We start from the raw sequence: 18,843 nt of genomic DNA on the forward strand, positions 1-18,843 counted from the left end.
AGATGGCCGCCCCTGCGCGCCGCATCGCCGGTCCGGCCCGCATCTGCCGAAGGTCCGGGCGGTTCCGGTTCGCGCCACGGCGCGGCGCCCCCCGGGTTCAGCCTTCGGTGTCAGCCCGCCAGATGCCGCAGGCCCTGCGTCACATCCGTGCGCAGCGCCAGCCGCAGCCCCGGCTCGTCCCCCGCCTTCAGCGATGCGATGATCATCCGGTGATGCGGCGGCGCCTCGCTGCGACGCAACCGGCCATAGAGCGCGCGCATCGTCGGCCCCAGCTGCAGCCAGACCGTTTCCACGATGGCCAGCATCGCCGGCGCCTGCGCCCGCAGATAGAGCGTGCGATGGAATTCCAGATTGGTGCGGATATAGCCCACCGCGTCCCGCCGGGCCACGGCCTCGGCATTGGCGGCGTTGATCGTCTGCAACCGTTCGATCAGCGCCAGATGCGCGCGGGGCAGGGCGCGGCTGGCCAGTTCCGGCTCGATCAGCGCGCGCAGCATCGCCAGTTCCTCGATCCGCTCGTTCGACAGTTCCGGCGTCGTCACCCGGCCCGAGGCCGACAGGCTGAGCGCGCCTTCGGCCACCAGCCGGCGCAGCGCCTCGCGCGCGGGGGTCATCGACAGGTCGTGCTGCCGCGCCAGCCCGCGCAGGGTCAGCGCCTGCCCGGGCGCCAGCTCGCCATGCATGATCTGCTGGCGCAGGCTGCGATACAGGCGTTCATGCGCGGCGGGTTCGGCGGGGCGGGCGGGTTTCTGCATGTCCGAGCGTGATCACAGCTTGCGCGCCGCCGTCAAGCGGCGGGCTCCAGCCGCAGCCGGTGCAGCCCCGCGCCATGGCGCCGCAGCCAGTCGCGATCCGCCGCATAGCCGGGCTTCAGCCGGGCGACGACGGCCCAGAAGGCGGGGGAATGGTTCATCTCGGCCAGATGCGCCACCTCATGCGCCGCGACATAGTCGAGCACACCCGGTGGCGCCATCACCAGCCGCCACGAGAACATCAGCGCCCCGTCCGAGGTGCAGGAGCCCCAGCGGGACCGAGGGTCGCGCAGGGTGATGCGGGCATAGGGGCGGCCCAGCGTGGCGGCATGGCGGTCGCAGGCGGCGGTCAGCCGGTCGCGCGCCGCCAGCCGCAGGAAGGCCGCCAGCCGCGCCGGCATCCGCGCCGGATCGGCGGGCAGGACCAGCCCCGCCTCGCTCAGCCGCGCGCTGCGCACCGCGCCGGGCAGCAGCGTCAGGTCGCGCCCCTCGAAGGGCACCGTCTGGCCGAAGGCCGGGCCGGCGCCGGCGAACCCGTCCGCCGGGTCGAACCCCATGCCCGCCAGCGCCCCCCGGATCCAGCCCTCGCGGTCGCGGGCGAAGGCGATCGCCTCGCGTTCGGCCGCGCGCAGGGGCAGCGTCAGGGTGATCCGCCCGTCGAGCCGCGACACCCGCAGCGAAAAGCGCCGCGCCCGGGCCGACCGGCGCAGCGTGATCTCCAGCGGCGGGTCGCCGGGCAGGCGGGTGGTCGCAGGGGGCGTTGCGGTGGTCTTCGCAGTCCGGGGGGCGGGCATCGGTGGCTCTGGCAGGGGCGGGAGGCAGGCGGGGCGGGCAGGGGGCGGGCAGGGGGGCGGGCGGTCCGGCGGCCCGCGCGACACCGTGTTCCGAAAGGCTTTGACAGCAGCAGGGCGGTATGGCAAGCACCCTCGAATCCCGGAAGCCAGCTCTAGAGGAACCCACATGCCCAAACCGGAATGGGGCACGAAGCGGATTTGCCCGACGACGGGCGAACGCTTCTATGACCTGAACCGCACCCCGATCGTCAGCCCCTATACCGGGCAGGTCGTCGACCTCGACAGCCTGACGGGCCGGGGCCGCTCGATGATCGCGGACAAGGCCGCCGTACGCAACCGCGACGACCAGATAAACGACATCAACGACGACGAGGTCCTGGACGACGATTCGGGCGATGTCGATCTGGACGACGACCTGCTCGAGGATGACGAGGACGACAACGTCTCGCTGGACGAGATCGCCGACGTCGCCGGCGGCGAGGACGAGGGCTGAGCCACCCCTTGCGCGGGGCCGCGTCCCCGCGCGTGCGGCCCGGCCTGCGGCCATGGCGGCCGCCGGGCCGGGCGCGGCGGAACCGCCGGAGCGGAAGATTTTCGGCACGCCGGAGTTTCCGCTTGCACCCCGCCCGGCAACTGCCTATACGGCGCGACACGGGCGGCGACACAGTCATCGCCCGGACCTCCGGTGGGGCCATAGCTCAGTTGGGAGAGCGCTTGAATGGCATTCAAGAGGTCAGGGGTTCGACTCCCCTTGGCTCCACCAAATCTCTCCTGATTGCACGATGTTAGGGGCGCCCCGTCGGGCGCCTTTCCTGTCGTTGCGTCCATGTCCTCGCGGGGTCGGCGGTGGCGATTGCCGCAGGCCGGTCGCCGCGACCGCCGTGCCACGCCGCCAGCCGGCTGCTCTCCCCACCCCATGCGCACCTTGACTGTCGCCCGTTGGCAGACCGGCGCGCCGGATATCAGCCTTTTGCCGGGGACCTGGCGCCGGTGGGCCCGGGGGCGCACCTGCGCCCGGCCCCTCCCTCGGAAACGTGAGGCCGAAGCCTCAGCCCGGCATGGCGATCTGGATCTTCACATCCGTGGAACGCGCCTCGACCGCCCGGTCGAAGGCGGCAATACTGTCCGCGAAGGGGATGGTGGCCGACACCAGCGGCTTCAGGTCCACCTTGCCGGAGGCCAGCAACGCGATCGCCCGGTCGTAGACATTGGCATAGCGGAACACGGTTTCCACCCGCGCCTCGCGCGCCTGAAGGCCCACGATGTCGAACGGCACCGGGTCGACCGGCATTCCCACCAGAACGACGGTCCCCCCCGGCGCCACAAGCTCGGGCAGGCCCAGAATGGCGGGCGCTGCACCCGAACATTCGAACACCACATCCGCGCCCCAGCCCGCGGTTTCCGACGCGACCACCTCGGCCAGCGCCTGCCGGCGCAGGTTGACCGGCGTGATGCCGGGATAGGCGGCAATGATGTCGAGCTTGGGTTGGGCGAGGTCAGAGATGATCACCCGTGCGCAGCCCCCGGCCAGGGCGGCCAGCGCGACCATCATCCCGATAGGCCCGGCCCCCGTGACCACGGCCATGTCGCCCGGTCTGATTCTGGCCCGCAGCGCCGCCTGCATGCCGATGGCAAAGGGCTCGACCATCGCGCCTTCGGCATAGCTCACCGTATCGGGCAACTTGTAGGTATAGGCCGCGGGGTGGACGACCTCGGGCGCCAGACAGCCGTGAACGGGCGGGGTGGCCCAGAATCTGACGGCCGGATCGACGTTGTAGATGCCAAGTTTCGCCGCCCTCGAACTGGGATCTGGAATGCCCGGCTCCATGCAGACACGGTCGCCGACGGCGAGATGGGTCACCGCCGCACCGACGGCGATCACTTCGCCCGCGGCCTCGTGGCCCAGAACCATCGGCGCGGTCACGACGAACGGGCCGATCTTGCCATGGGTGTAGTAATGGACGTCCGACCCGCAGATACCCACGGTATCGACGGCGATCTTCACGTCATGCGGCCCCACCTCGGTCGGAAGGTCGATGTCGCGCAGCGACAGGACGCCCTGCCTTTCCAGAACCAGCGCTTTCATGCTGCGGCCTCCGGATCGAGAATGACCTTGAGCGACCGCCGTCCGTCGGCGGCAATGTCGATCCCCTCGCGAAAGCCCGAGAGCGGCAGGCGATGGGTCAGGATCTCCTCCATCGGCAGGCGGCCTTCGGCGATCATGCGGATGGCATGGGGGTAGGTGCCGGGGGACAGATGCGCGCCGTGGATGTTCAGTTCCTTGCTGTCCCCGATGATGGTCCAGTCCACCGTGACCGGGTCCTTGAACACCGAGAATTCGACGAAGGTGCCCAGCTTGCGGATCGCAAGCAGGCCCTGTTCCACCGATTTGCCCGCGCCGGTCGCCTCGATATAGACGTCGCAGCCATAGCCTTCGGTCAGGTCGCGGATGGCCTGCACCACATCGGTTTCGGCCGGGTTCATCACGATGTCGGCGCCGCAGCGCTTTGCGAGTTCGAGCCGGTGCGGGTTCAGGTCCAGCGCGATCAGCCGTGCCGGGTTCTTCATCCGCGCCGCCGCCACCATGCCCAGCCCCAGCGCCCCGCAGCCCGAGATCACTACCGTGTCGTCGAAGCCGATATTGCCGCGGTTCACCGCATGAATCGAACAGCCCAGCGGCTCCACGAAGACGCCATGGCGCGGGTCCATTCCGTCGGGCAGGCGGTAGTTGCGGGATTTGGCGGGGTAGATCATGTAGTCCGCCCAGGATCCCTGCGTGACCCGGTGAAAGCCGTACAGGTCATGCGGCTGGCACATCCAGTAATTGCCCTCGCGGCAGAACCGGCATTCGCCACAGGGCACGATCTGTTCGGAGACAGCCACATCGCCCACGGCCAGCCCGTGCCGATCGCCCGCGCCTTCGCCCAGTGACACGACGCGGCCCACGAATTCGTGGCCGGGGATCACATCGGTTTCGGCATAGGGCTTGCGGTTGGCATCGCCCCAGAACATCGGCGTGCCCTGGAAACATTTCACGTCGCCCGCGCAGATCCCGGCCGCAATGACCTTGACCAGCACCTCGCCGGGACCGGGGCGCGGGACGGGACGGGTTTCCAGCCTGTAGTCGCCGGGGCCGTGGCAGACAACGGCCTGCATCGTCTCGGGAATTCGGGTCATGGGATCACCAGCAGGTATAGCCGCCATCCACCGTCACGACCGACCCGGTCATGTAGCTGGAGGCAGGGGACGCAAGGAAGACGACGATGGAGGCCACTTCGTCCGGCTGGCCCGCCCGGGCCATCGGGGTCAGTTCCATCCATTTCGCGGCCATGACCGGATCGTCGACCATGGCGTATTTCGTCATCTCGGTTTCGATATAGCCGGGCGCCACCGCGTTCACCCGAACGCCGCGCGCGGCCCATTCCGCGCCGGTCGAGCGCACCAGATGGTGCACGGCCGCCTTGGAGGCATTGTAGTAGCTCTGGTTCTGCGGCCGGTTCGAGATATCGCCCGAGATCGAGCCGATCGCCACGATCGAGCCTTTTCCGGCCCTCAGCATCTGCGCCCCGAAGGCCCGCACGGTATAGAGGACACCGTAGAAGTTGGTGTTCATCACATCCGCCACCAGATCGTCGCCTGCCGCCTCGGCCGCGGTGCCCGACCGGGCGATGCCTGCATTGGCGACCACCACGTCCAGCGGCCCCAGCCGTTCGGCCAGCGCAGTCGCGGCGACGCTGTCGGTTACGTCCAGCACATGCCATTCGGAACTGTGCCCGGCCGCCGCCAGGTCGGCCGCCACGCGCTGCAGCGCTGTCGCATCGCGCGAGGTCAGGATGACATGCGCCCCGGCCTGCGCCAGCGCCCGCGCGCTGGCAAGGCCGATGCCCTTGCTGGCCCCGGTCACCAGCGCGCGCTGGCCCGTCAGGCTGAACCTGTCAAGAATTCCACCCATGGTTCACCCCACCCGCTGGCCCGAGGCTGTGTCGAAGAACAGCGCCTGCCCGGCGCCCAGGTCGAAGCGCAGCGTCGTGCCCAGGTCGGGGCGGAACCGCTTGTCGCATCGCAGGTTCACCCGATGCGGCCCCATCTGCAGGACGATGTAGGTCGCCTCGCCCGTCGGCTCCACCTCATAGACGGTGCCGGAGAACCGGCCGCTGTCCGAAAGGGTGGTATCCTCGGCCCGGAAGCCCAGGGTCAGCCGGCCCGCGCCGGGGCAGGGCAGGTCCGCGACGCCCGGCCCGGCAAAGGTGCCGTCGGCCGCCGCGCCTTCGACAAAGTTCATCGGCGGCGATCCGATGAAGCCCGCGACGAACAGGTTCTCGGGGTTGTCGTAGATTTCGTCCGGCGTGCCGACCTGCTGGATACGGCCATCGTTCAGCAGCACCACGCGATCGGCCAGGGTCATTGCCTCGATCTGGTCATGGGTGACATAGATCATCGTCACGCCCAGGCTGCGCTGAAGGTGCTTGATCTCGGCCCGCATGGCGACGCGCAGCTTGGCGTCCAGGTTCGACAGGGGCTCGTCCAGCAGGAACACGCCGGGCGACCGCACCAGCGCGCGGGCCAGCGCCACGCGCTGCCGCTGCCCCCCCGACAGATCGCGCGGATAGCGCGACAGATAGGGCGTCAGGTCCACCTTGCGGGCCGCCGCCTCGATCTGGGCCTGACGGTCGGCCTTGGCGACCCTGGCCACCTTCAGCGGATAGCCGATGTTGTCGGCCACGGTCATGTGCGGGTAAAGCGCGTAGTTCTGGAACACCATCGCCACATTGCGGTCGCGCGGGTGCAGCTGGGTCACGTCGCGCCCGTCAAAGCGCAGGGTGCCGGTGGAAATCGCCTCCAGCCCGGCGATCATGCGCATCGTGGTGGACTTGCCGCAGCCCGAAGGCCCGAGGAGCACCAGAAACTCGCCATCGGCAATATCGAGGTCCAGGGGCTTCAGCACCGTCAGGGCGCCATAGCTCTTACCGACCGCTTCGAGGGTGACGCGGCTCATGTCTTATCCTTTTCTGATGATCCACTGGCCCAGGATCGCCGACAGCAGGGTCGAGACCCAAAGCGGCGCATGGGGTTCAAGGAACCGCATCCAGAACAGCGAGATGGCGATGAACAGCACGACCGAAATGAAGACGCGGTCGAAGGTGTTGGTCCGGATCGGCAGGAAACCGTTGCGCTCGGCCATGGGCTATCCTTTCACGGCACCGAAGGTGAGGCCGGCCACGATGTGCCGCTGCACCAGCGCAAGGACCAGCGCGGCGGGGGCCAGCGTCAGCATGGCCACGGCCGCCAGTTCGCCCCAGTTGGTGCCCGTCACCGTGACGAATTCGGCAAGGCCGGTGGTGATGGTCCGCGCATCGACCGAGGTGAGCGTGGAGGCGAAAAGATATTCGTTCCACGCGAACACCCATGTCAGGATGCCGGTCACGGCAAGGCCGGGGCGGGCCAGGGGAAAGATGACCGTCATCAGCACGGTGAAGGTGCTGGCGCCGTCGACATAGGCCGCCTCGTCCAGCTCGCGCGGAATGGCATCCACGATGCCCTGAAGCAGCCAGAAGGCGAAGGGCAGGTTGAAGACGCAATAGAGCAGGATCAGGCCGATCCGCGTGTCGAACAGCGACCAGTCACCGATGCGGAACCCGGTGAACATCAGGAACAGCGGCAGCAGGAACACCGCGGGCGGGGCCATCCGGTTGGTCAGCACCCAGAAGAACAGGTTGTCCTTCCCCGCCAGTGCAAAGCGCGACATCGCATAGGCCGCCAGCAGCGCCAGCATCGACACCAGCACCGCGTTCGAGGTGGCCACAATCAGGGAATTGGTCATGTATTTCTGGAAGGTCGGGTTCGACAGAACCGCGGCGTAGTTTTCCCAGGTCATCGCCGACAGATCCAGAAGGAAGGACGGCTTGCCGAACAGGTCGGCCCGGGTGCGGACCGAGACCAGGAACATCCACCAGACCGGCAGCAGGGTCAGGGCGGACATGGCGATCCAGAACAGGAACGTCAGCAGGCGGGAAGAGAGGATGCCGCGGTTCACCGGCTTTTCTCCTTCATGCCGGTCATGGCGACATAGAGAAGCCAGCACATGACGATGGTCAGATACAGGGTGATCAGCGACATGGCCGCGCCATAGCCGTAGTCGGTCTTGGGAAAGACCACGCGCCAGATGTGCAGGCCGATGAAGCGGGTTTCGGCCCCGGGGCCGCCGCCGGTCAGCATCCAGACCTCATCGACGGTGCGCAGCGCATCCATCAGCCGGATGAAGATGGTGGTCAGCAGCACGGGCTTGAGGAACGGCAGCGTGATGTCCCAGAAGATGCGCCATTCGCCCGCGCCGTCGATCCGGGCCTGTTCCAGCGGCTCTTCCGGCAGGTTCGACAGGCCCGCCATCAGCGTCAGCGTGACCAGCGGCGTCCAGTGCCAGATGTCCATGATCACGACCGTGGCGAATGCCTGATCGGGAAAACGGGACAGCACATAGCTGATGTCGAACCATTGCTGCATCCAGTGCGGGATGGGTCCCAGCCCCGGCACGGTCATCAGCCGCCAGGTGGCGCCGACCGCGATGGGGGCAATCATCAGCGGCAGGGTGTGAACGGTACGGAACAGACCCTTCAGCGGCACATTGCGCATCAGCATCTTGGCCAGGAAGAAGCCGATGATCAGCTGGCTTGCCAGCACGAAGAGGGTGAACTTGAACGTCAGCCACAGCGATTTGAGGAAAGCCGCGTCGAACACCAGCCTGCGGAAGTTGTCCACGCCGGCAAAGCGCGGCTCGGGGTTTGCCGCGAAGGTGTTCCAGTCGAGGAAACCGACAGCCAGAACATAGAGGAACGGCACCATCCCGGTGATGAACAGGATGAAAAGGGTCGGAGCGATCAGAAGCCAGCCCGTGGTCGTGTTGCGCATTGCAGCACCTTTGTCTTGAGCCCCCGCAACGGCGGCTGGACAGGAAAGGGCGCCGGCGGAGCCCGGGGAGGAACGCCCCGCCGGCAGGCCGGGCGGGATCAGTTGCCGCCGTAACCCAGATTGGCCATTTCGGCCTCGGCCGCGGCGGCGGCCTGGTCGAGCGCCTCTTCCGGCGTCATCGTGCCGACGATGGCCTCGTAGATGAAGGGCGCGACAGCCTCGCGCACCTGGGCATGGAAGGGGAATTCGGGCGCGCCCTTGAACAGGTGGCCCTGCTCTTTCATCATGGTGAAATAGCCGTCGGCCATGGCATCCACTTCCTTGACCTTGGGATCGTCGAATGTGGCCTGATGCACCACGCGCGACCCGGCCACCGCCCAGTCGGCCTGGACCGAGGGCTGGCCGATGAACTGCAGCCACAGCAACGCGGCTTCCTTGTTCTTCGACGAATGCGGGATGCCGAAGGCGCCGCCGTCATAATAGCCGATATAGCCTTCGCCGGCCTCGGCCTCTTCCATGACGCCGGGGTTCATCGGCGGCAGGGCAACGCCGACCTTGCCGACCACGGTCGATTTTTCGGGATTGGTCGCAACCCAGGCGGCGTTCTCGCCATAGACCCACCCCTGCGCGGCACGGCCCGCGGCAAAGGTCGAGGCGACCTCGTCCCAGGTCGAGGCGGTGGCTTCCGGCGGGGCAAAGTCCAGCAGGCCGACCCAGAAGGCCAGCGCCTCTTTCGCCTCGGGCGAGTTCATGCGGCCGCCCTTCTCGACGGTGGCCGCACCCTTTGCCATGTCGATGCCCCAGTCATAGACGCCATAGGTCGGCGCGATCGACTCGAAGAATTCGTAGAAAGCCGCCGGGTGGCCCGATGCTGCCTGGACGGTCGTCCCCCACAACTCGTCATTCGGATCGAGGTTGGCGAAATACTCGGCATTGTCGCGCCATTGGTCGAAGGTCGTGGCAGGGGCCAGATCGTAGCCGTACTTGGCCTTGAACGCCTCCTGATGGGCGGGATCCTCGAACAGGTCCTTGCGGTAGAGATAGACCTTGATGAAGGCCTCCATCGGGACGCCGAAGATGTCGCCATCCGCGCCGCGGAAATTGTCGATGAAGGTGGTGAAATCCTCGATGCTGAAGTCGGGCGCCTGCAGCGAGGGGTTGGCCTCGAGCGCGTCCGAGATGTTCACCAGGAAGTCGCGGGCGAGGTAGGAATAGATGATGTCCTGTTCGATGTAGACGAAGTCATAGATGCCCGAACCGGCCTCCATGTCCTTGATCGCCTTGTCGAACATCTGGTCCCACGAGGTGGTCTCGAATTCGACCTCGATCCCGGTGGCTTCGGTGAACTGCGGCGCCAGGACGTCGCGCACATAGTTCGACGGCGGGGTGCTTTCGGACACGCCGCGGATGGTCACGCCCTGCAGGTTGGCACCGGCATCCGACCAGAAATCGGCATAGGCCGGAGCAGACAAGGCAACGGCGATCGCCGAAGTGGCGAGCAAGAGTTTCGGCATTTCATTCCTCCCATTCGGGCCGTCTGCGCGACCCGGCGCATTCAACGAACCTCGGCGCGAGCCGGACCGTCACCGGGCGCACCTTAACCCGAGGCATGATCTGAATACATTTGTGCAGACGCATTCACAAGTGTAAAGTACAGATGTAATCTTCGATTTTCATCTGGTCGCGACTGCGCTACACGAAACGTTCAGGGAAATTCGGACCGGCCGGCGCACAGGCGGACGAAGGAGGGGGCGGATGAACACGACAACAGCGGAAGAGCCCGAGTCCTTTCTGGCCGAGGTGTGCTGGCACTATTATGTCAACGAGATGACACAGCAGGATGTCGCGCGGCTGATGGGGGTCACGCGGCTGCGGGTGAACCGGGCGCTGCAACTGGCCCGTGCGGCGGGGGTCGTGCGAATCGAGATCGACTCGCCCTTCGTCGCGCGGCTTGAGCTGCAGGCAGAGCTTTGCCGCCGCCTCGGTCTTTCCGAGGCGATCTGTGCGCCGGCCGATCCGGACGACCATGACTATCACGGCCCGGTCGGTGCCGCGCTGGCGTTCTGGCTGGAAAAATACCTGCGCGAGGGGCATTCACGATCGATCGGGCTGTCCTGGGGGCAGACCCTGAAAACGGCGATCCAGCGGCTGCCGCGCCTGACGCTCGAGAATCTTGAGATCGTGTCGATGATCGGCGGCACCTCGCAGGGGGCCAGCTTCAACGCCTTCGGCGTGGCTTCGGCCATGGCCGACCGGCTAGGGGCCAGCTATTCGCTGTTTTCCGCCCCGATCTATCTTTCGCCGGGTACGGACCGGGCCATCTTTCTGGCCGAAGGCGCGTTTCAGGCACATCTGGCGCGGCTTCAGAAGCTGGATCTGGCCGTGCTTGTGGCCGGTGACGTGACCGAGCGGTCCTTCCTTGTGTCGATGGGCCTTCCCTCCGGGGTCAAGCCGCAGGACCTGATCGACGCAGGCGCGGTGGGCGACGTGCTGGGCCATTTCCTGAAACACGACGGCACAGAGGTTGACCATCCGATCAGCCGCAGCGCCATCGGCATGGATCTGGAATCGCTGATGAACGTGCCCAACCGGGTTCTGGCCGCGGCCGGGGCGCACAAGGTCGACATCATCATTGCCGCGTGCCGCCGCGGTCTGGCACAGACCCTGATCACCGACGACGTGACGGCCAGGCTGGTGCTGGAACGGTTGGGATGAGCGCGCCTCTGGTGATCTTCGACTTCGACGGCGTCATTGCGGACAGCGAGATCATCGCGCTGGCCGAGCTTCAGGATTGTCTGGCCGATCATGGCCTGACCTTGCCGATGGACAGCCTGATCGACCGGTTCCTCGGGGCGTCGCTGTCCAGCATTACTGCCGCTCTGGCCGAGCATACGGGGGCGCCCGTGCACGACGACTTCCGCGAGGTCTGGTATGCGCGGCTGTTTGACCGCTACCGGCGCGAATTGCAGCCCGTGCCCGGCATCATGGCGCTTCTCGACCGGCTGGATTGCGACGGGGTGGACTACTGTATCGCCTCCGGCAGTTCCGATCGCAGGCTCGGCGTTGCGCTGGAGTGCCTGGATCTGGCCGGACGCTTTCATGGCCGCGCCTTCAGCGCCGATGACGTGGCCCGCGGCAAACCTGCCCCTGACCTGATGCTGTTCGCCGCGGCGCGGCGTGGCCGGACCCCCGGGGACTGCATCGTGGTCGAGGATGCCACCGCCGGCGTCACCGCGGCACGTTCGGCAGGAATGCGCGCCATCGGCTTTGTCGGCGGGACACATCTGGCCCCCGTGGCCAAAAGGCAGGCCGAACGGCTTGCCAGGGCCGGAACGTTTGCAACATCTGCAAACCATGCCCAGACCGCCGAACTGCTGCTGGGTGTTCCGTCCCGGCGTCCGGTGGATCGGGTCGAGGATTAGCCCCCGGCCGGATGTCCCGGATCTCAAGCTGCTCTCTCGGCCCCCCTCGGGCCTGATCTTTCCCATCCCCCTGTTCCCTGTCGAACCCTCTCGTCCCGTGCGCGCGGGTTGATTTTGTTCCTGTTATGTTCTATATCAAACGCCAGGCCAGCAAGGGAGTTTCCCGATGGACAGCACCACGCATGCCTTGCCCGCAACGCCCAGGCAGATCGCCTATGCGCGCGCGCTCGCCCGGCGCAACCAGACCCTCCTGCCGTGGGAGGTTCAGCAGGACCGCCGGTCCCTGAGTGCCTGGATCGAGTTGCAGGCGCGGCTGAAGCCGGTATCCGACATCGACGGCCTGCCGACCTCAAGGCAGGTGGCCTTCGCGGAGAAGCTCGCCCGGATCAAGCGCCGCGCCGTCCCGGACGAATGCTTCCGCGACAAGGGGCTGATGTCGAAATGGATCGACGGGAACAAGTGATGCGCATCTGTCGGCGGATGGCATGTCGGCGCCCGGATCACAGAGGGGCTCCGTCCGTCTGCGACATGCGGCCCCCGTGCCTCTGCGCGAACTGGCCCGGCGAGACACCCTCATGCCGCTGGAAGGCCATGCCGAAGGCGCTGGCCGAGCCATAGCCGATCCGGTCCGCGATCTCGGCATTGGTCAGCCCGCCGCGCAGGATCAGGTCGCGGGCCACCGCCATCCGCCAGGCCGTCGCATAGTCCATCGGCGTCGCCCCCAGCGCATGGCGGAAGCGTTCGAAGAAGGTGGATCGCGACAGGCCTGCGGCGCGGGCCAGCGCCGCGACCGACAGCGGGCTGCCCGTGTCGCCGTGGATCCGGTGCAGCGCCGCGGCCAGCCGGGGATCTGACAGGCCGCGCATCAGCCCCGCAGACCGCTCGGGGCCGGGGCTGGATCGCAGCGCCTCGATCATCAGCACCTCCAGCAGCCGGTCGAGGATCATGGTGCGGGCCGGCCGGTCGGCCCGCGTCTCGTCATGGATCAGCGGCACCAGCGTCATCAGCCGCTCCTGCCCCGGGACATGGATCATCTCGGGCAGCAGGGACAGCAGCAGGGCCTTGTCGGCGGCGGCAAAGCGGCAATGGCCCACCAGCGCGCGCATCTCGACCGGGCCGTCCCGCGGCCCGAGGCGGAAGACGCCCGGCCCGGTTTCCAGCGGGAGGCGGGCCGTGCCCGGGGGCGGGGGCACGGCACTCGTCATCGTGAAACGGTCGGGGGCGGGAACCAGCACGAAGTCTCCTGCCTTCAGCGTCACCGGTGCGCGGCCCGGCAGCGTCAGGCGCGCGCAGCCCTCGACGATGGCGGCATAGAACGGGGTGGACAGGTCGCTGCGCGTCACCTGCCAGCGCCCGCCGGCCTCGATCATCTTCGAGATGGCGGGCCGGGGCTTCAACAGGGCGACGACGCTGGACAGGGGGTCTGCGCCGGACTGGGGCGGTGCACTGGACGGGGGGGCTGCGGCCGGGCTGGTCACGGATTCGGACTTTCGATGAATACTTGCGGACTTCTGTACATAGCACGTCCGACGTTCCCTGCGTATCTCCTGCCGACACACCACAGGAGACATCATCATGCCCCGCATTCTGATCACCGGCTGCTCTTCCGGCTTCGGGCAGGCGATTGCCGCGCGCTTCCTCGACGAGGGCTGGGAGGTCGTCGCCACCATGCGCCGGCCCAGCCCCGAGGGTCTGCCCGCCAGCGACCGGCTTCGCATCCTCGCGCTCGACGTGACGCAACAGGACAGCATCGACGCCGCCATCGCCGAGGCCGGCCCGCTCGACGCGCTGGTCAACAATGCCGGCGTCGGCCTGCTGAACGTGCTGGAAGGCGTCGATCTGGACCGGGCGCGCGAGCTGTTCGACACCAACGTCTTCGGGACCATCGCCATGTCGAAGGCAGTGATGCCGGGAATGCGCGCGCGGCGGTCCGGGGTGATCGTCAACATCAGCTCCAGCGTCACGCTGCATCCGCTGCCGGCCCTGGCGGTCTATTCGGCCAGCAAGGCGGCGGTGAACGCCTTCACGCAAAGCCTGGCGCTGGAGGCGGCAGAGTTCGGCATCCGCACCCGGCTGGTCCTTCCCGGTGCCGCGCCCGAAACCGCCTTCGGCCGGAACGCTCTCGCCCGGATGGGCATGGAGGTGCCCGAGGCCTATGGCGCCTTCGTCCAAGGCTACATCCAGGCGCTGCGGGGATCCCCCGAAAAGACCACGACCGGCGATGTGGCCGAGGCGGTGTGGCGGGCCGTCACCGACCCCGATGCGCCGATGATGACGCCCGCCGGGGCCGATGCGGAAACCGCCTACCGCAAGGCGGGCCACGGCGCGTCCTGAGGATCGGGACGGCACCGCGCCGCGACGAAAACACCCGCCGCCCTTCGGGGCGGCGGGTGCCTGGTTTCTCAGGCCAGCCGGATCAGCCGATCAGGTCCTCGGGGTGGATCGGGAAGCGGCGCACCCGCACGCCGGTCGCATGCCAGACGGCATTGGCGATGGCGCCGACGGTGCCGGTGATCCCGATCTCGCCCACGCCCTTCACGCCGAGCGTGTTCACGAAGGGGTCGTCCTCGTGCACGGTGATCGCCTCGACATGCGGCACGTCGGCATTGACCGGCACGTGATAGCCCGCCAGATCGGCGTTCACCGGCCGGCCCGTGCGCGGGTCGTGGATGGCCTCTTCCTGCAGCGCGAAGCCGATGCCCCAGATCATCCCGCCCTTCAGCTGGCTGTCCGCCAGCTTCGGGTTGATGATCCGGCCCGCGGCGAAGGCACCGACCAGCCGGCTGACCCGCACCTGCCCCAGATCGGGATCGACCTTCACCTCGGCGAAGACGGCCCCATGCGAGAACATCGCCCGGGACTGCGCCTCGGCCTCGCCGCGGACGCCCTTGCCGTGGCCCTCGATCAGGTCCAGCCCGGCGCGGGCCAGGATGTCCTCATAGGCTTCGCCGCGGCTTTCGTCATCGGCCAGCATCAGCCGCCCGTCGCGGGCCACCACCGCCGCATTGCCGGCCCCGAACAGCGGCGAGGCCGGATCCTTGGTGGCCAGTTCCGCCAGCTTCGCCACCGCATCGGCGCCGGCGTTGAACAGCGCGCTGCCCGCCGTGGCGGTATGGCCGGATCCGCCCGCCACCCCGGCATCGGGCAGGTCGGACGAGCCCGAGCGGAATTCCAGCCGCGACACGTCGATACCCAGACCGTCGGCCGCGATCTGCGCCAGCGAGGTCCAGGCGCCCTGTCCCATGTCCGCGGCGGCGGTTTCCACCACCGCGCTGCCATCGGCGCGCAGCACTGCGCGGGCCGTGGCCTGGAACATCGGCGCGGGGAAGATCGCGGTGCCCATGCCCCAGCCGGTCAGCAGGCCCGCCGCATCCCGCATCTGCCGGGGCTGCAGCGGCCGGCCGGCCCAGCCGAACCGGGCCGCCCCTTGCGCATAGCATTCGCGCAGCGCCTTGGACGAGAAGGGGTTGCCGGTGGCGGGGTCGGTTTCGGCATAGTTGCGCAGGCGGAATTCCAGCGGGTCGAGGCCCAGCTCGAACGCCGCCTCGTCCATGACGGATTCCAGCGCGGCGGACCCCGACGCCTCCCCCGGCGCCCGCATCGCGCCGGGCGTGCCGGTGTCGATGCGGATACCTTCATGCGACATCGCCATCGCCGGCGTGGCATAAAGGTTTTCCGACGCACGGCCCGCGGGTTCGAAGAAGTTCTCGAAGCTGCTGCCGACCGCGGCCGCCCGATGTTCGAGCGCGGTCAGCCGTCCCTCGGCATCGAGGCCGAGGCGCAGCTTCTGCCGGGTGGCGCCGCGATGGCTGACCGGCCCGAACATCTGGTCGCGCCGCAGCGCCAGCTTCACCGGGCGCCCCAGTGCTTTGGCCGCGAGGATGACCAGCAGCTGCGGCCCCCAGACCGCCGCCTTCGACCCGAAGCCGCCGCCCAGATAGGGGCTGCGCAGCAGCAGGTTTTCCTCGGGCATGTCGAAATAGGCGGCGAAGACCCCGCGCATCATCACGATGGCCTGGTTCGGCGTGTCGATGATCAGACGGTCGCCCTGCCATTCCGCGACGATGGCATGGGGTTCCAGGGCGTTGTGATACTGGGCGGGCGTCACATAGTCGCGTTCGACCACCCGCGCCGCGGCGGCAAGCCCCGCCTCGAGATCCCCCACCGCATGCGCGGCCGGAAAGCCGAAGCCCACCGTTTCTGCCTCGAAGCGCGGCTGCGCGTCGATGTCGATCCGCGGGGGCAGCGCCTCGTAGCGGGGCGCCAGCAGGCGCGCCCCTTCGGCGGCGGCCTCAAGCGTCTCGGCCACGACCAGCGCGATCGGCTGGCCGGCATAGCGCACGCCGTCATCCTGCAGCGCCTCGATCTTCTGGCCGAACATTCCGACCTTCTCGTCCGGGTGGATCGCCAGCGGCGGCCGGTTGGCGGGCGTCATCACCATGACGACGCCCGGATGCGCCTCGGCGGCGGCGGTGTCGAGGAAGGTGACGCGGCCCCGCGCGATGCTGGCCGAGGCATAGACGGCATGCAGCAGCCGGTCGGGGCGGTTGTCGGCGGCATAGGTGGCGGTGCCCGTCACCTTGGCGATGCCATCGCGCCGGGTCATCGACTGGCCGGCATTGGACCCCAGGCGGACATGGCCGCCGGCGGGACCCACGGGCATGGGAATGACGTCAGACATGGGTGAGGTCTCCTTCGCTGGCGAAGACGGAGCCGGGCAGCGCCGGCATCCGCGCGGGCGTGCCTGCCGCCGCCGCCACAAGGGCGCGCACGGCGATCCGGCGGGCAAGCGCGATCTTGAAGCCGTTCTGGCCCGAGGGATGCGCGCCCTCGGTCAGGACCCCGGCCACGCGGTCGAAGAGTTCGGCATCGGGCGCCTGCCCGGCCAGCAGCGCCTCGGCCTCGGCCACGCGCCAGGGCCGGGCCGCGACGCCGCCCAGGGCCAGGCGGCCGGCGCGGATCGTCCCGCCGTCCATGTCCAGCATCGCTGCTGCCGACACCACCGCGAAGGCAAACGACGTCCGCTCCCGCAGCTTCACATAGCGGGAATGGCCGGCGAAGGCGTCGCTGCCCGGGGGCAGGACCAGAGCCGTCAGCACCTCGCCGGGGCGGATGGCCGGGTTGCCGGCACTGTCCTCATCCGGCAGCGGATGCAGTTCGGCCATCCCGACCTCGCGCGTGCCGCCGGGACCCGCGATTTCCACCCGCGCATCCAGCGCCGCCAGCGGCACGCAGAAGTCGGACGCATGGGTGGCGATGCAGGTCTCGGTCCAGCCCAGCACCGCATGTCCGCGCGTCACCCCGCCGATCGCCTCGCATCCCGCGCCCGGATCGCGCCGGTTGCAGGCGGCGGCCGGGTCCTGGAAATAGGGGCAGCGGGTCTGCTGCAGCAGGTTGCCGCCGACGGTCGCGGCATTGCGCAGCTGCGCCGACGCGCCCGACAGCAGCGCCTCGGCCACCGCCGGATGTCCGCGCAGTACGGCAGGGTCGCGGGCGAGGTCGGAATTGCGCACCATCGCCCCGATCCGCAGCCCGCCGTCCGGCTGCGCCTCGATCCGGTCGAGCCCGGGTAGACGGCTGATGTCGATCAGCCGGCGCGGCACCGCCACGCCCAGCTTCATCAGGTCGAGCAGGTTGGTCCCGCCCGCCAGATAGCGGCTGTCCGGCTCGGCACCGGCGGCCACGGCCTCGGCCAGCGTCGCCGGCCGGATGAACTCGAAGGGGGTCATGCGCTTCTCCGTTCGTCCTGCTGCATCCGGCGGGTCGCCTCGCGCACCGCATCGGTGATCCCGGCATAGGCGGCGCAACGGCAGATGTTGCCGCTCATCCCCTCGCGGATGCGCTCGGGGTCGTCGCCCGCCTCGCCCTCGGCGATCAGGGCCACCGCGCTCATGATCTGGCCGGGGGTGCAATAGCCGCACTGGAAGCCGTCCTGCGCGATGAACGCGGCCTGGACGGGGTGCAGGTCGTCGCCCTGCGCCAGCCCCTCGACCGTGGTGATGTCGGACCCGTCATGGGCCGCCGCCAGCGCAAGGCAGCTGTTGATGCGCCGCCCGTCGACGAGGACGGTGCAGGCGCCGCATTGGCCGCGGTCGCAGCCTTTCTTGGTGCCGGTCAGGCCGACACGGTCGCGCAAGAGGTCGAGCAAGGTGGTGCGGGGATCGTCCAGCGTCAGCGCCAGACGGTCGCCGTTGACCGTCATCGTGATGGACAGGGTCATGTTCTCTCCCTGTGGTTGGCTGTATATGTGGCTAGATGCGGAATGTGGTCCCCATTCCGCCGGGGGAGGACGCCCGGCGCGAAGAATGGGTTCCGCCGGGCGCATGATGAGTTATACGGAGGATGCCTCCGTTTTGCAAGGGTGCATCGGAAGGGATCGTCAGTCGAGATGGGCGAGGCAGGGGAAAAGGCAAGCCGCAAGCCGCGGGCGGATTCGCTTCGCAACCGCGAACGGCTGCTTGACGCCGCCCGGCAGGTGTTTTCCGCCGGCGGACCCGAGGCCAGCCTCGAGGCCGTCGCCCGCGCCGCCGAACTGGGCATCGGCACGCTCTATCGCCATTTCCCGACGCGCGAGGCGCTGTTTCAGGCGGTCTATGCGCGCGAGGTCGACGAACTGGCGAACCTTGCGCGGGATCTTGCCGGCGGGCCGGACTCGGGCGAGGCGCTGAAGACATGGCTGCGCGCCGCGCTGCGGATGATCGCGACGAAGAAGGGCATGGCCGCGGCGCTGCGCCCGGCGGTCGACACCTGCGCGCCCTTCTACACCGACACCGCCGCCCGGATGCGGCAGGCGGCCGAGGCGCTGGTCCGTCCCGGCGCCCTGCGCGGCGAGTTGCGGGACGACGTGACGGGCGAGGATATCGTCACGGTGCTGATCAGCCTCAGCTATGGCACGGCGCGGCCCGACTGGCAGGGCGCGACCGGCCGGATGCTCGACATTTTCGTCGACGGGCTGCGGCGCGGCTGACG

The 18,843-nt window shown here is 68.5% G+C and carries 20 protein-coding genes and 1 tRNA gene; 7 read left to right on the forward strand and 14 right to left on the reverse strand.

The genetic code is table 11. The annotated features are described in order from the left end of the window. Window positions 1-110: 110 nt before the first annotated feature. Both EEY80_RS10155 and EEY80_RS10160 read right to left on the reverse strand, forming a co-directional pair. Window positions 111-755, reverse strand: coding sequence for a GntR family transcriptional regulator (locus tag EEY80_RS10155; RefSeq protein ID WP_126976456.1), 645 nt, complete (start codon window positions 753-755; stop codon window positions 111-113). A 32-nt stretch (window positions 756-787) separates the two neighbouring features. Continuing rightward, the gene (locus EEY80_RS10160) at window positions 788-1,546 is read right to left on the reverse strand and encodes a M48 family metallopeptidase (protein WP_126976457.1); all 759 of its coding nucleotides are present in this window, start codon (window positions 1,544-1,546) and stop codon (window positions 788-790) included. A 166-nt stretch (window positions 1,547-1,712) separates the two neighbouring features. Between EEY80_RS10160 and EEY80_RS10165 the strand changes: the two genes are divergently transcribed. Both EEY80_RS10165 and EEY80_RS10170 read left to right on the forward strand, forming a co-directional pair. Continuing rightward, window positions 1,713-2,039 (forward strand): TIGR02300 family protein, encoded by a 327-nt coding sequence (locus EEY80_RS10165; protein ID WP_126976458.1) that lies wholly within the window; start codon window positions 1,713-1,715, stop codon window positions 2,037-2,039. Window positions 2,040-2,233: 194 nt separating this feature from the next. Then, window positions 2,234-2,309 (forward strand) — tRNA-Ala (locus EEY80_RS10170). Between the two features lie 285 nt (window positions 2,310-2,594). On the opposite strand, the gene EEY80_RS10175 is transcribed toward EEY80_RS10170, so the two are convergent. From EEY80_RS10175 to EEY80_RS10210, 8 genes are all read right to left on the reverse strand, one after another. After that, window positions 2,595-3,632: an NAD(P)-dependent alcohol dehydrogenase gene (locus EEY80_RS10175; RefSeq protein ID WP_126976459.1), complete on the reverse strand. Its 1,038-nt coding sequence runs from the start codon at window positions 3,630-3,632 to the stop codon at window positions 2,595-2,597. Then, window positions 3,629-4,723: a zinc-binding dehydrogenase gene (locus tag EEY80_RS10180; RefSeq protein WP_205749082.1), complete on the reverse strand. Its 1,095-nt coding sequence runs from the start codon at window positions 4,721-4,723 to the stop codon at window positions 3,629-3,631. The genes EEY80_RS10175 and EEY80_RS10180 overlap by 4 nt, the downstream gene beginning before the upstream one ends. A 4-nt stretch (window positions 4,724-4,727) precedes the next feature. Further along, window positions 4,728-5,498 (reverse strand): SDR family NAD(P)-dependent oxidoreductase, encoded by a 771-nt coding sequence (locus EEY80_RS10185; RefSeq protein WP_126976460.1) that lies wholly within the window; start codon window positions 5,496-5,498, stop codon window positions 4,728-4,730. Window positions 5,499-5,501: 3 nt separating this feature from the next. Next, window positions 5,502-6,542 (reverse strand): ABC transporter ATP-binding protein, encoded by a 1,041-nt coding sequence (locus EEY80_RS10190; RefSeq protein ID WP_126976461.1) that lies wholly within the window; start codon window positions 6,540-6,542, stop codon window positions 5,502-5,504. A 3-nt stretch (window positions 6,543-6,545) separates the two neighbouring features. Beyond that, complete coding sequence (locus EEY80_RS10195) at window positions 6,546-6,728, reverse strand: DUF2160 family membrane protein (RefSeq protein ID WP_126976462.1); 183 nt, start codon at window positions 6,726-6,728, stop codon at window positions 6,546-6,548. Window positions 6,729-6,731: 3 nt separating this feature from the next. Then, window positions 6,732-7,580 carry a carbohydrate ABC transporter permease gene (locus EEY80_RS10200; protein ID WP_235829783.1) on the reverse strand — a complete coding sequence of 283 codons (849 nt, stop codon included), beginning with the start codon at window positions 7,578-7,580 and terminating at the stop codon, window positions 6,732-6,734. After that, the gene (locus EEY80_RS10205) at window positions 7,577-8,452 is read right to left on the reverse strand and encodes a carbohydrate ABC transporter permease (RefSeq protein WP_126976463.1); all 876 of its coding nucleotides are present in this window, start codon (window positions 8,450-8,452) and stop codon (window positions 7,577-7,579) included. Before EEY80_RS10205 ends, EEY80_RS10200 begins: the two co-directional genes overlap by 4 nt. 98 nt (window positions 8,453-8,550) lie before the next feature. Continuing rightward, window positions 8,551-9,966 carry an ABC transporter substrate-binding protein gene (locus tag EEY80_RS10210; RefSeq protein ID WP_126976464.1) on the reverse strand — a complete coding sequence of 472 codons (1,416 nt, stop codon included), beginning with the start codon at window positions 9,964-9,966 and terminating at the stop codon, window positions 8,551-8,553. A 241-nt stretch (window positions 9,967-10,207) separates the two neighbouring features. Between EEY80_RS10210 and EEY80_RS10215 the strand changes: the two genes are divergently transcribed. From EEY80_RS10215 to EEY80_RS10225, 3 genes are all read left to right on the forward strand, one after another. After that, the gene (locus tag EEY80_RS10215) at window positions 10,208-11,167 is read left to right on the forward strand and encodes a sugar-binding transcriptional regulator (protein ID WP_126976465.1); all 960 of its coding nucleotides are present in this window, start codon (window positions 10,208-10,210) and stop codon (window positions 11,165-11,167) included. Window positions 11,168-11,178: 11 nt separating this feature from the next. After that, window positions 11,179-11,874 carry an HAD family hydrolase gene (locus EEY80_RS10220; protein ID WP_164738217.1) on the forward strand — a complete coding sequence of 232 codons (696 nt, stop codon included), beginning with the start codon at window positions 11,179-11,181 and terminating at the stop codon, window positions 11,872-11,874. Between the two features lie 166 nt (window positions 11,875-12,040). After that, entirely contained in the window at window positions 12,041-12,337 is a 297-nt protein-coding gene (locus tag EEY80_RS10225) for a hypothetical protein (protein ID WP_126976467.1), read from the forward strand. 37 nt (window positions 12,338-12,374) lie between these two features. Here EEY80_RS10225 and EEY80_RS10230 read toward each other — a convergent pair whose 3' ends face one another. Further along, complete coding sequence (locus EEY80_RS10230) at window positions 12,375-13,352, reverse strand: AraC family transcriptional regulator (RefSeq protein WP_268885650.1); 978 nt, start codon at window positions 13,350-13,352, stop codon at window positions 12,375-12,377. 97 nt (window positions 13,353-13,449) lie between these two features. Between EEY80_RS10230 and EEY80_RS10235 the strand changes: the two genes are divergently transcribed. Next, window positions 13,450-14,208, forward strand: a complete 759-nt coding sequence (locus EEY80_RS10235; RefSeq protein ID WP_126976468.1) for an SDR family oxidoreductase — start codon at window positions 13,450-13,452, stop codon at window positions 14,206-14,208. Between the two features lie 82 nt (window positions 14,209-14,290). Here EEY80_RS10235 and EEY80_RS10240 read toward each other — a convergent pair whose 3' ends face one another. Genes EEY80_RS10240 through EEY80_RS10250 form a run of 3 tightly spaced genes read right to left on the reverse strand, consistent with a single transcriptional unit; the run spans window position 14,291 to window position 18,094 of the window. Next, window positions 14,291-16,555, reverse strand: a complete 2,265-nt coding sequence (locus EEY80_RS10240) for a xanthine dehydrogenase family protein molybdopterin-binding subunit (RefSeq protein WP_126976469.1) — start codon at window positions 16,553-16,555, stop codon at window positions 14,291-14,293. Next, window positions 16,548-17,603, reverse strand: coding sequence for an FAD binding domain-containing protein (locus EEY80_RS10245; RefSeq protein WP_126976470.1), 1,056 nt, complete (start codon window positions 17,601-17,603; stop codon window positions 16,548-16,550). Before EEY80_RS10245 ends, EEY80_RS10240 begins: the two co-directional genes overlap by 8 nt. Further along, window positions 17,600-18,094 carry a (2Fe-2S)-binding protein gene (locus EEY80_RS10250; protein ID WP_126976471.1) on the reverse strand — a complete coding sequence of 165 codons (495 nt, stop codon included), beginning with the start codon at window positions 18,092-18,094 and terminating at the stop codon, window positions 17,600-17,602. The genes EEY80_RS10245 and EEY80_RS10250 overlap by 4 nt, the downstream gene beginning before the upstream one ends. 168 nt (window positions 18,095-18,262) lie before the next feature. Between EEY80_RS10250 and EEY80_RS10255 the strand changes: the two genes are divergently transcribed. Continuing rightward, window positions 18,263-18,841 carry a TetR/AcrR family transcriptional regulator gene (locus EEY80_RS10255; protein WP_126976472.1) on the forward strand — a complete coding sequence of 193 codons (579 nt, stop codon included), beginning with the start codon at window positions 18,263-18,265 and terminating at the stop codon, window positions 18,839-18,841. The last annotated feature ends 2 nt before the right edge of the window (window positions 18,842-18,843 follow it).

The organism is Frigidibacter oleivorans, from assembly GCF_003993775.1.
GTDB classification, from domain to species: domain Bacteria; phylum Pseudomonadota; class Alphaproteobacteria; order Rhodobacterales; family Rhodobacteraceae; genus Frigidibacter; species Frigidibacter oleivorans.

Bases quoted from the DNA above. Each gene is read 5' to 3' on its own strand.
- EEY80_RS10225 (WP_126976467.1), top strand. From the start codon at position 12,041: ATGGACAGCACCACGCATGCCTTGCCCGCAACGCCCAGGCAGATCGCC.
- EEY80_RS10215 (WP_126976465.1), top strand. From the start codon at position 10,208: ATGAACACGACAACAGCGGAAGAGCCCGAGTCCTTTCTGGCCGAGGTG.
- EEY80_RS10155 (WP_126976456.1), bottom strand. From the start codon at position 755: ATGCAGAAACCCGCCCGCCCCGCCGAACCCGCCGCGCATGAACGCCTG.
- EEY80_RS10205 (WP_126976463.1), bottom strand. From the start codon at position 8,452: ATGCGCAACACGACCACGGGCTGGCTTCTGATCGCTCCGACCCTTTTC.
- EEY80_RS10195 (WP_126976462.1), bottom strand. From the start codon at position 6,728: ATGGCCGAGCGCAACGGTTTCCTGCCGATCCGGACCAACACCTTCGAC.
- EEY80_RS10160 (WP_126976457.1), bottom strand. From the start codon at position 1,546: ATGCCCGCCCCCCGGACTGCGAAGACCACCGCAACGCCCCCTGCGACC.
- EEY80_RS10190 (WP_126976461.1), bottom strand. From the start codon at position 6,542: ATGAGCCGCGTCACCCTCGAAGCGGTCGGTAAGAGCTATGGCGCCCTG.
- EEY80_RS10210 (WP_126976464.1), bottom strand. From the start codon at position 9,966: ATGCCGAAACTCTTGCTCGCCACTTCGGCGATCGCCGTTGCCTTGTCT.
- EEY80_RS10180 (WP_205749082.1), bottom strand. From the start codon at position 4,723: ATGACCCGAATTCCCGAGACGATGCAGGCCGTTGTCTGCCACGGCCCC.
- EEY80_RS10165 (WP_126976458.1), top strand. From the start codon at position 1,713: ATGCCCAAACCGGAATGGGGCACGAAGCGGATTTGCCCGACGACGGGC.
- EEY80_RS10255 (WP_126976472.1), top strand. From the start codon at position 18,263: ATGGGCGAGGCAGGGGAAAAGGCAAGCCGCAAGCCGCGGGCGGATTCG.
- EEY80_RS10185 (WP_126976460.1), bottom strand. From the start codon at position 5,498: ATGGGTGGAATTCTTGACAGGTTCAGCCTGACGGGCCAGCGCGCGCTG.
- EEY80_RS10240 (WP_126976469.1), bottom strand. From the start codon at position 16,555: ATGTCTGACGTCATTCCCATGCCCGTGGGTCCCGCCGGCGGCCATGTC.
- EEY80_RS10250 (WP_126976471.1), bottom strand. From the start codon at position 18,094: ATGACCCTGTCCATCACGATGACGGTCAACGGCGACCGTCTGGCGCTG.
- EEY80_RS10245 (WP_126976470.1), bottom strand. From the start codon at position 17,603: ATGACCCCCTTCGAGTTCATCCGGCCGGCGACGCTGGCCGAGGCCGTG.
- EEY80_RS10235 (WP_126976468.1), top strand. From the start codon at position 13,450: ATGCCCCGCATTCTGATCACCGGCTGCTCTTCCGGCTTCGGGCAGGCG.
- EEY80_RS10175 (WP_126976459.1), bottom strand. From the start codon at position 3,632: ATGAAAGCGCTGGTTCTGGAAAGGCAGGGCGTCCTGTCGCTGCGCGAC.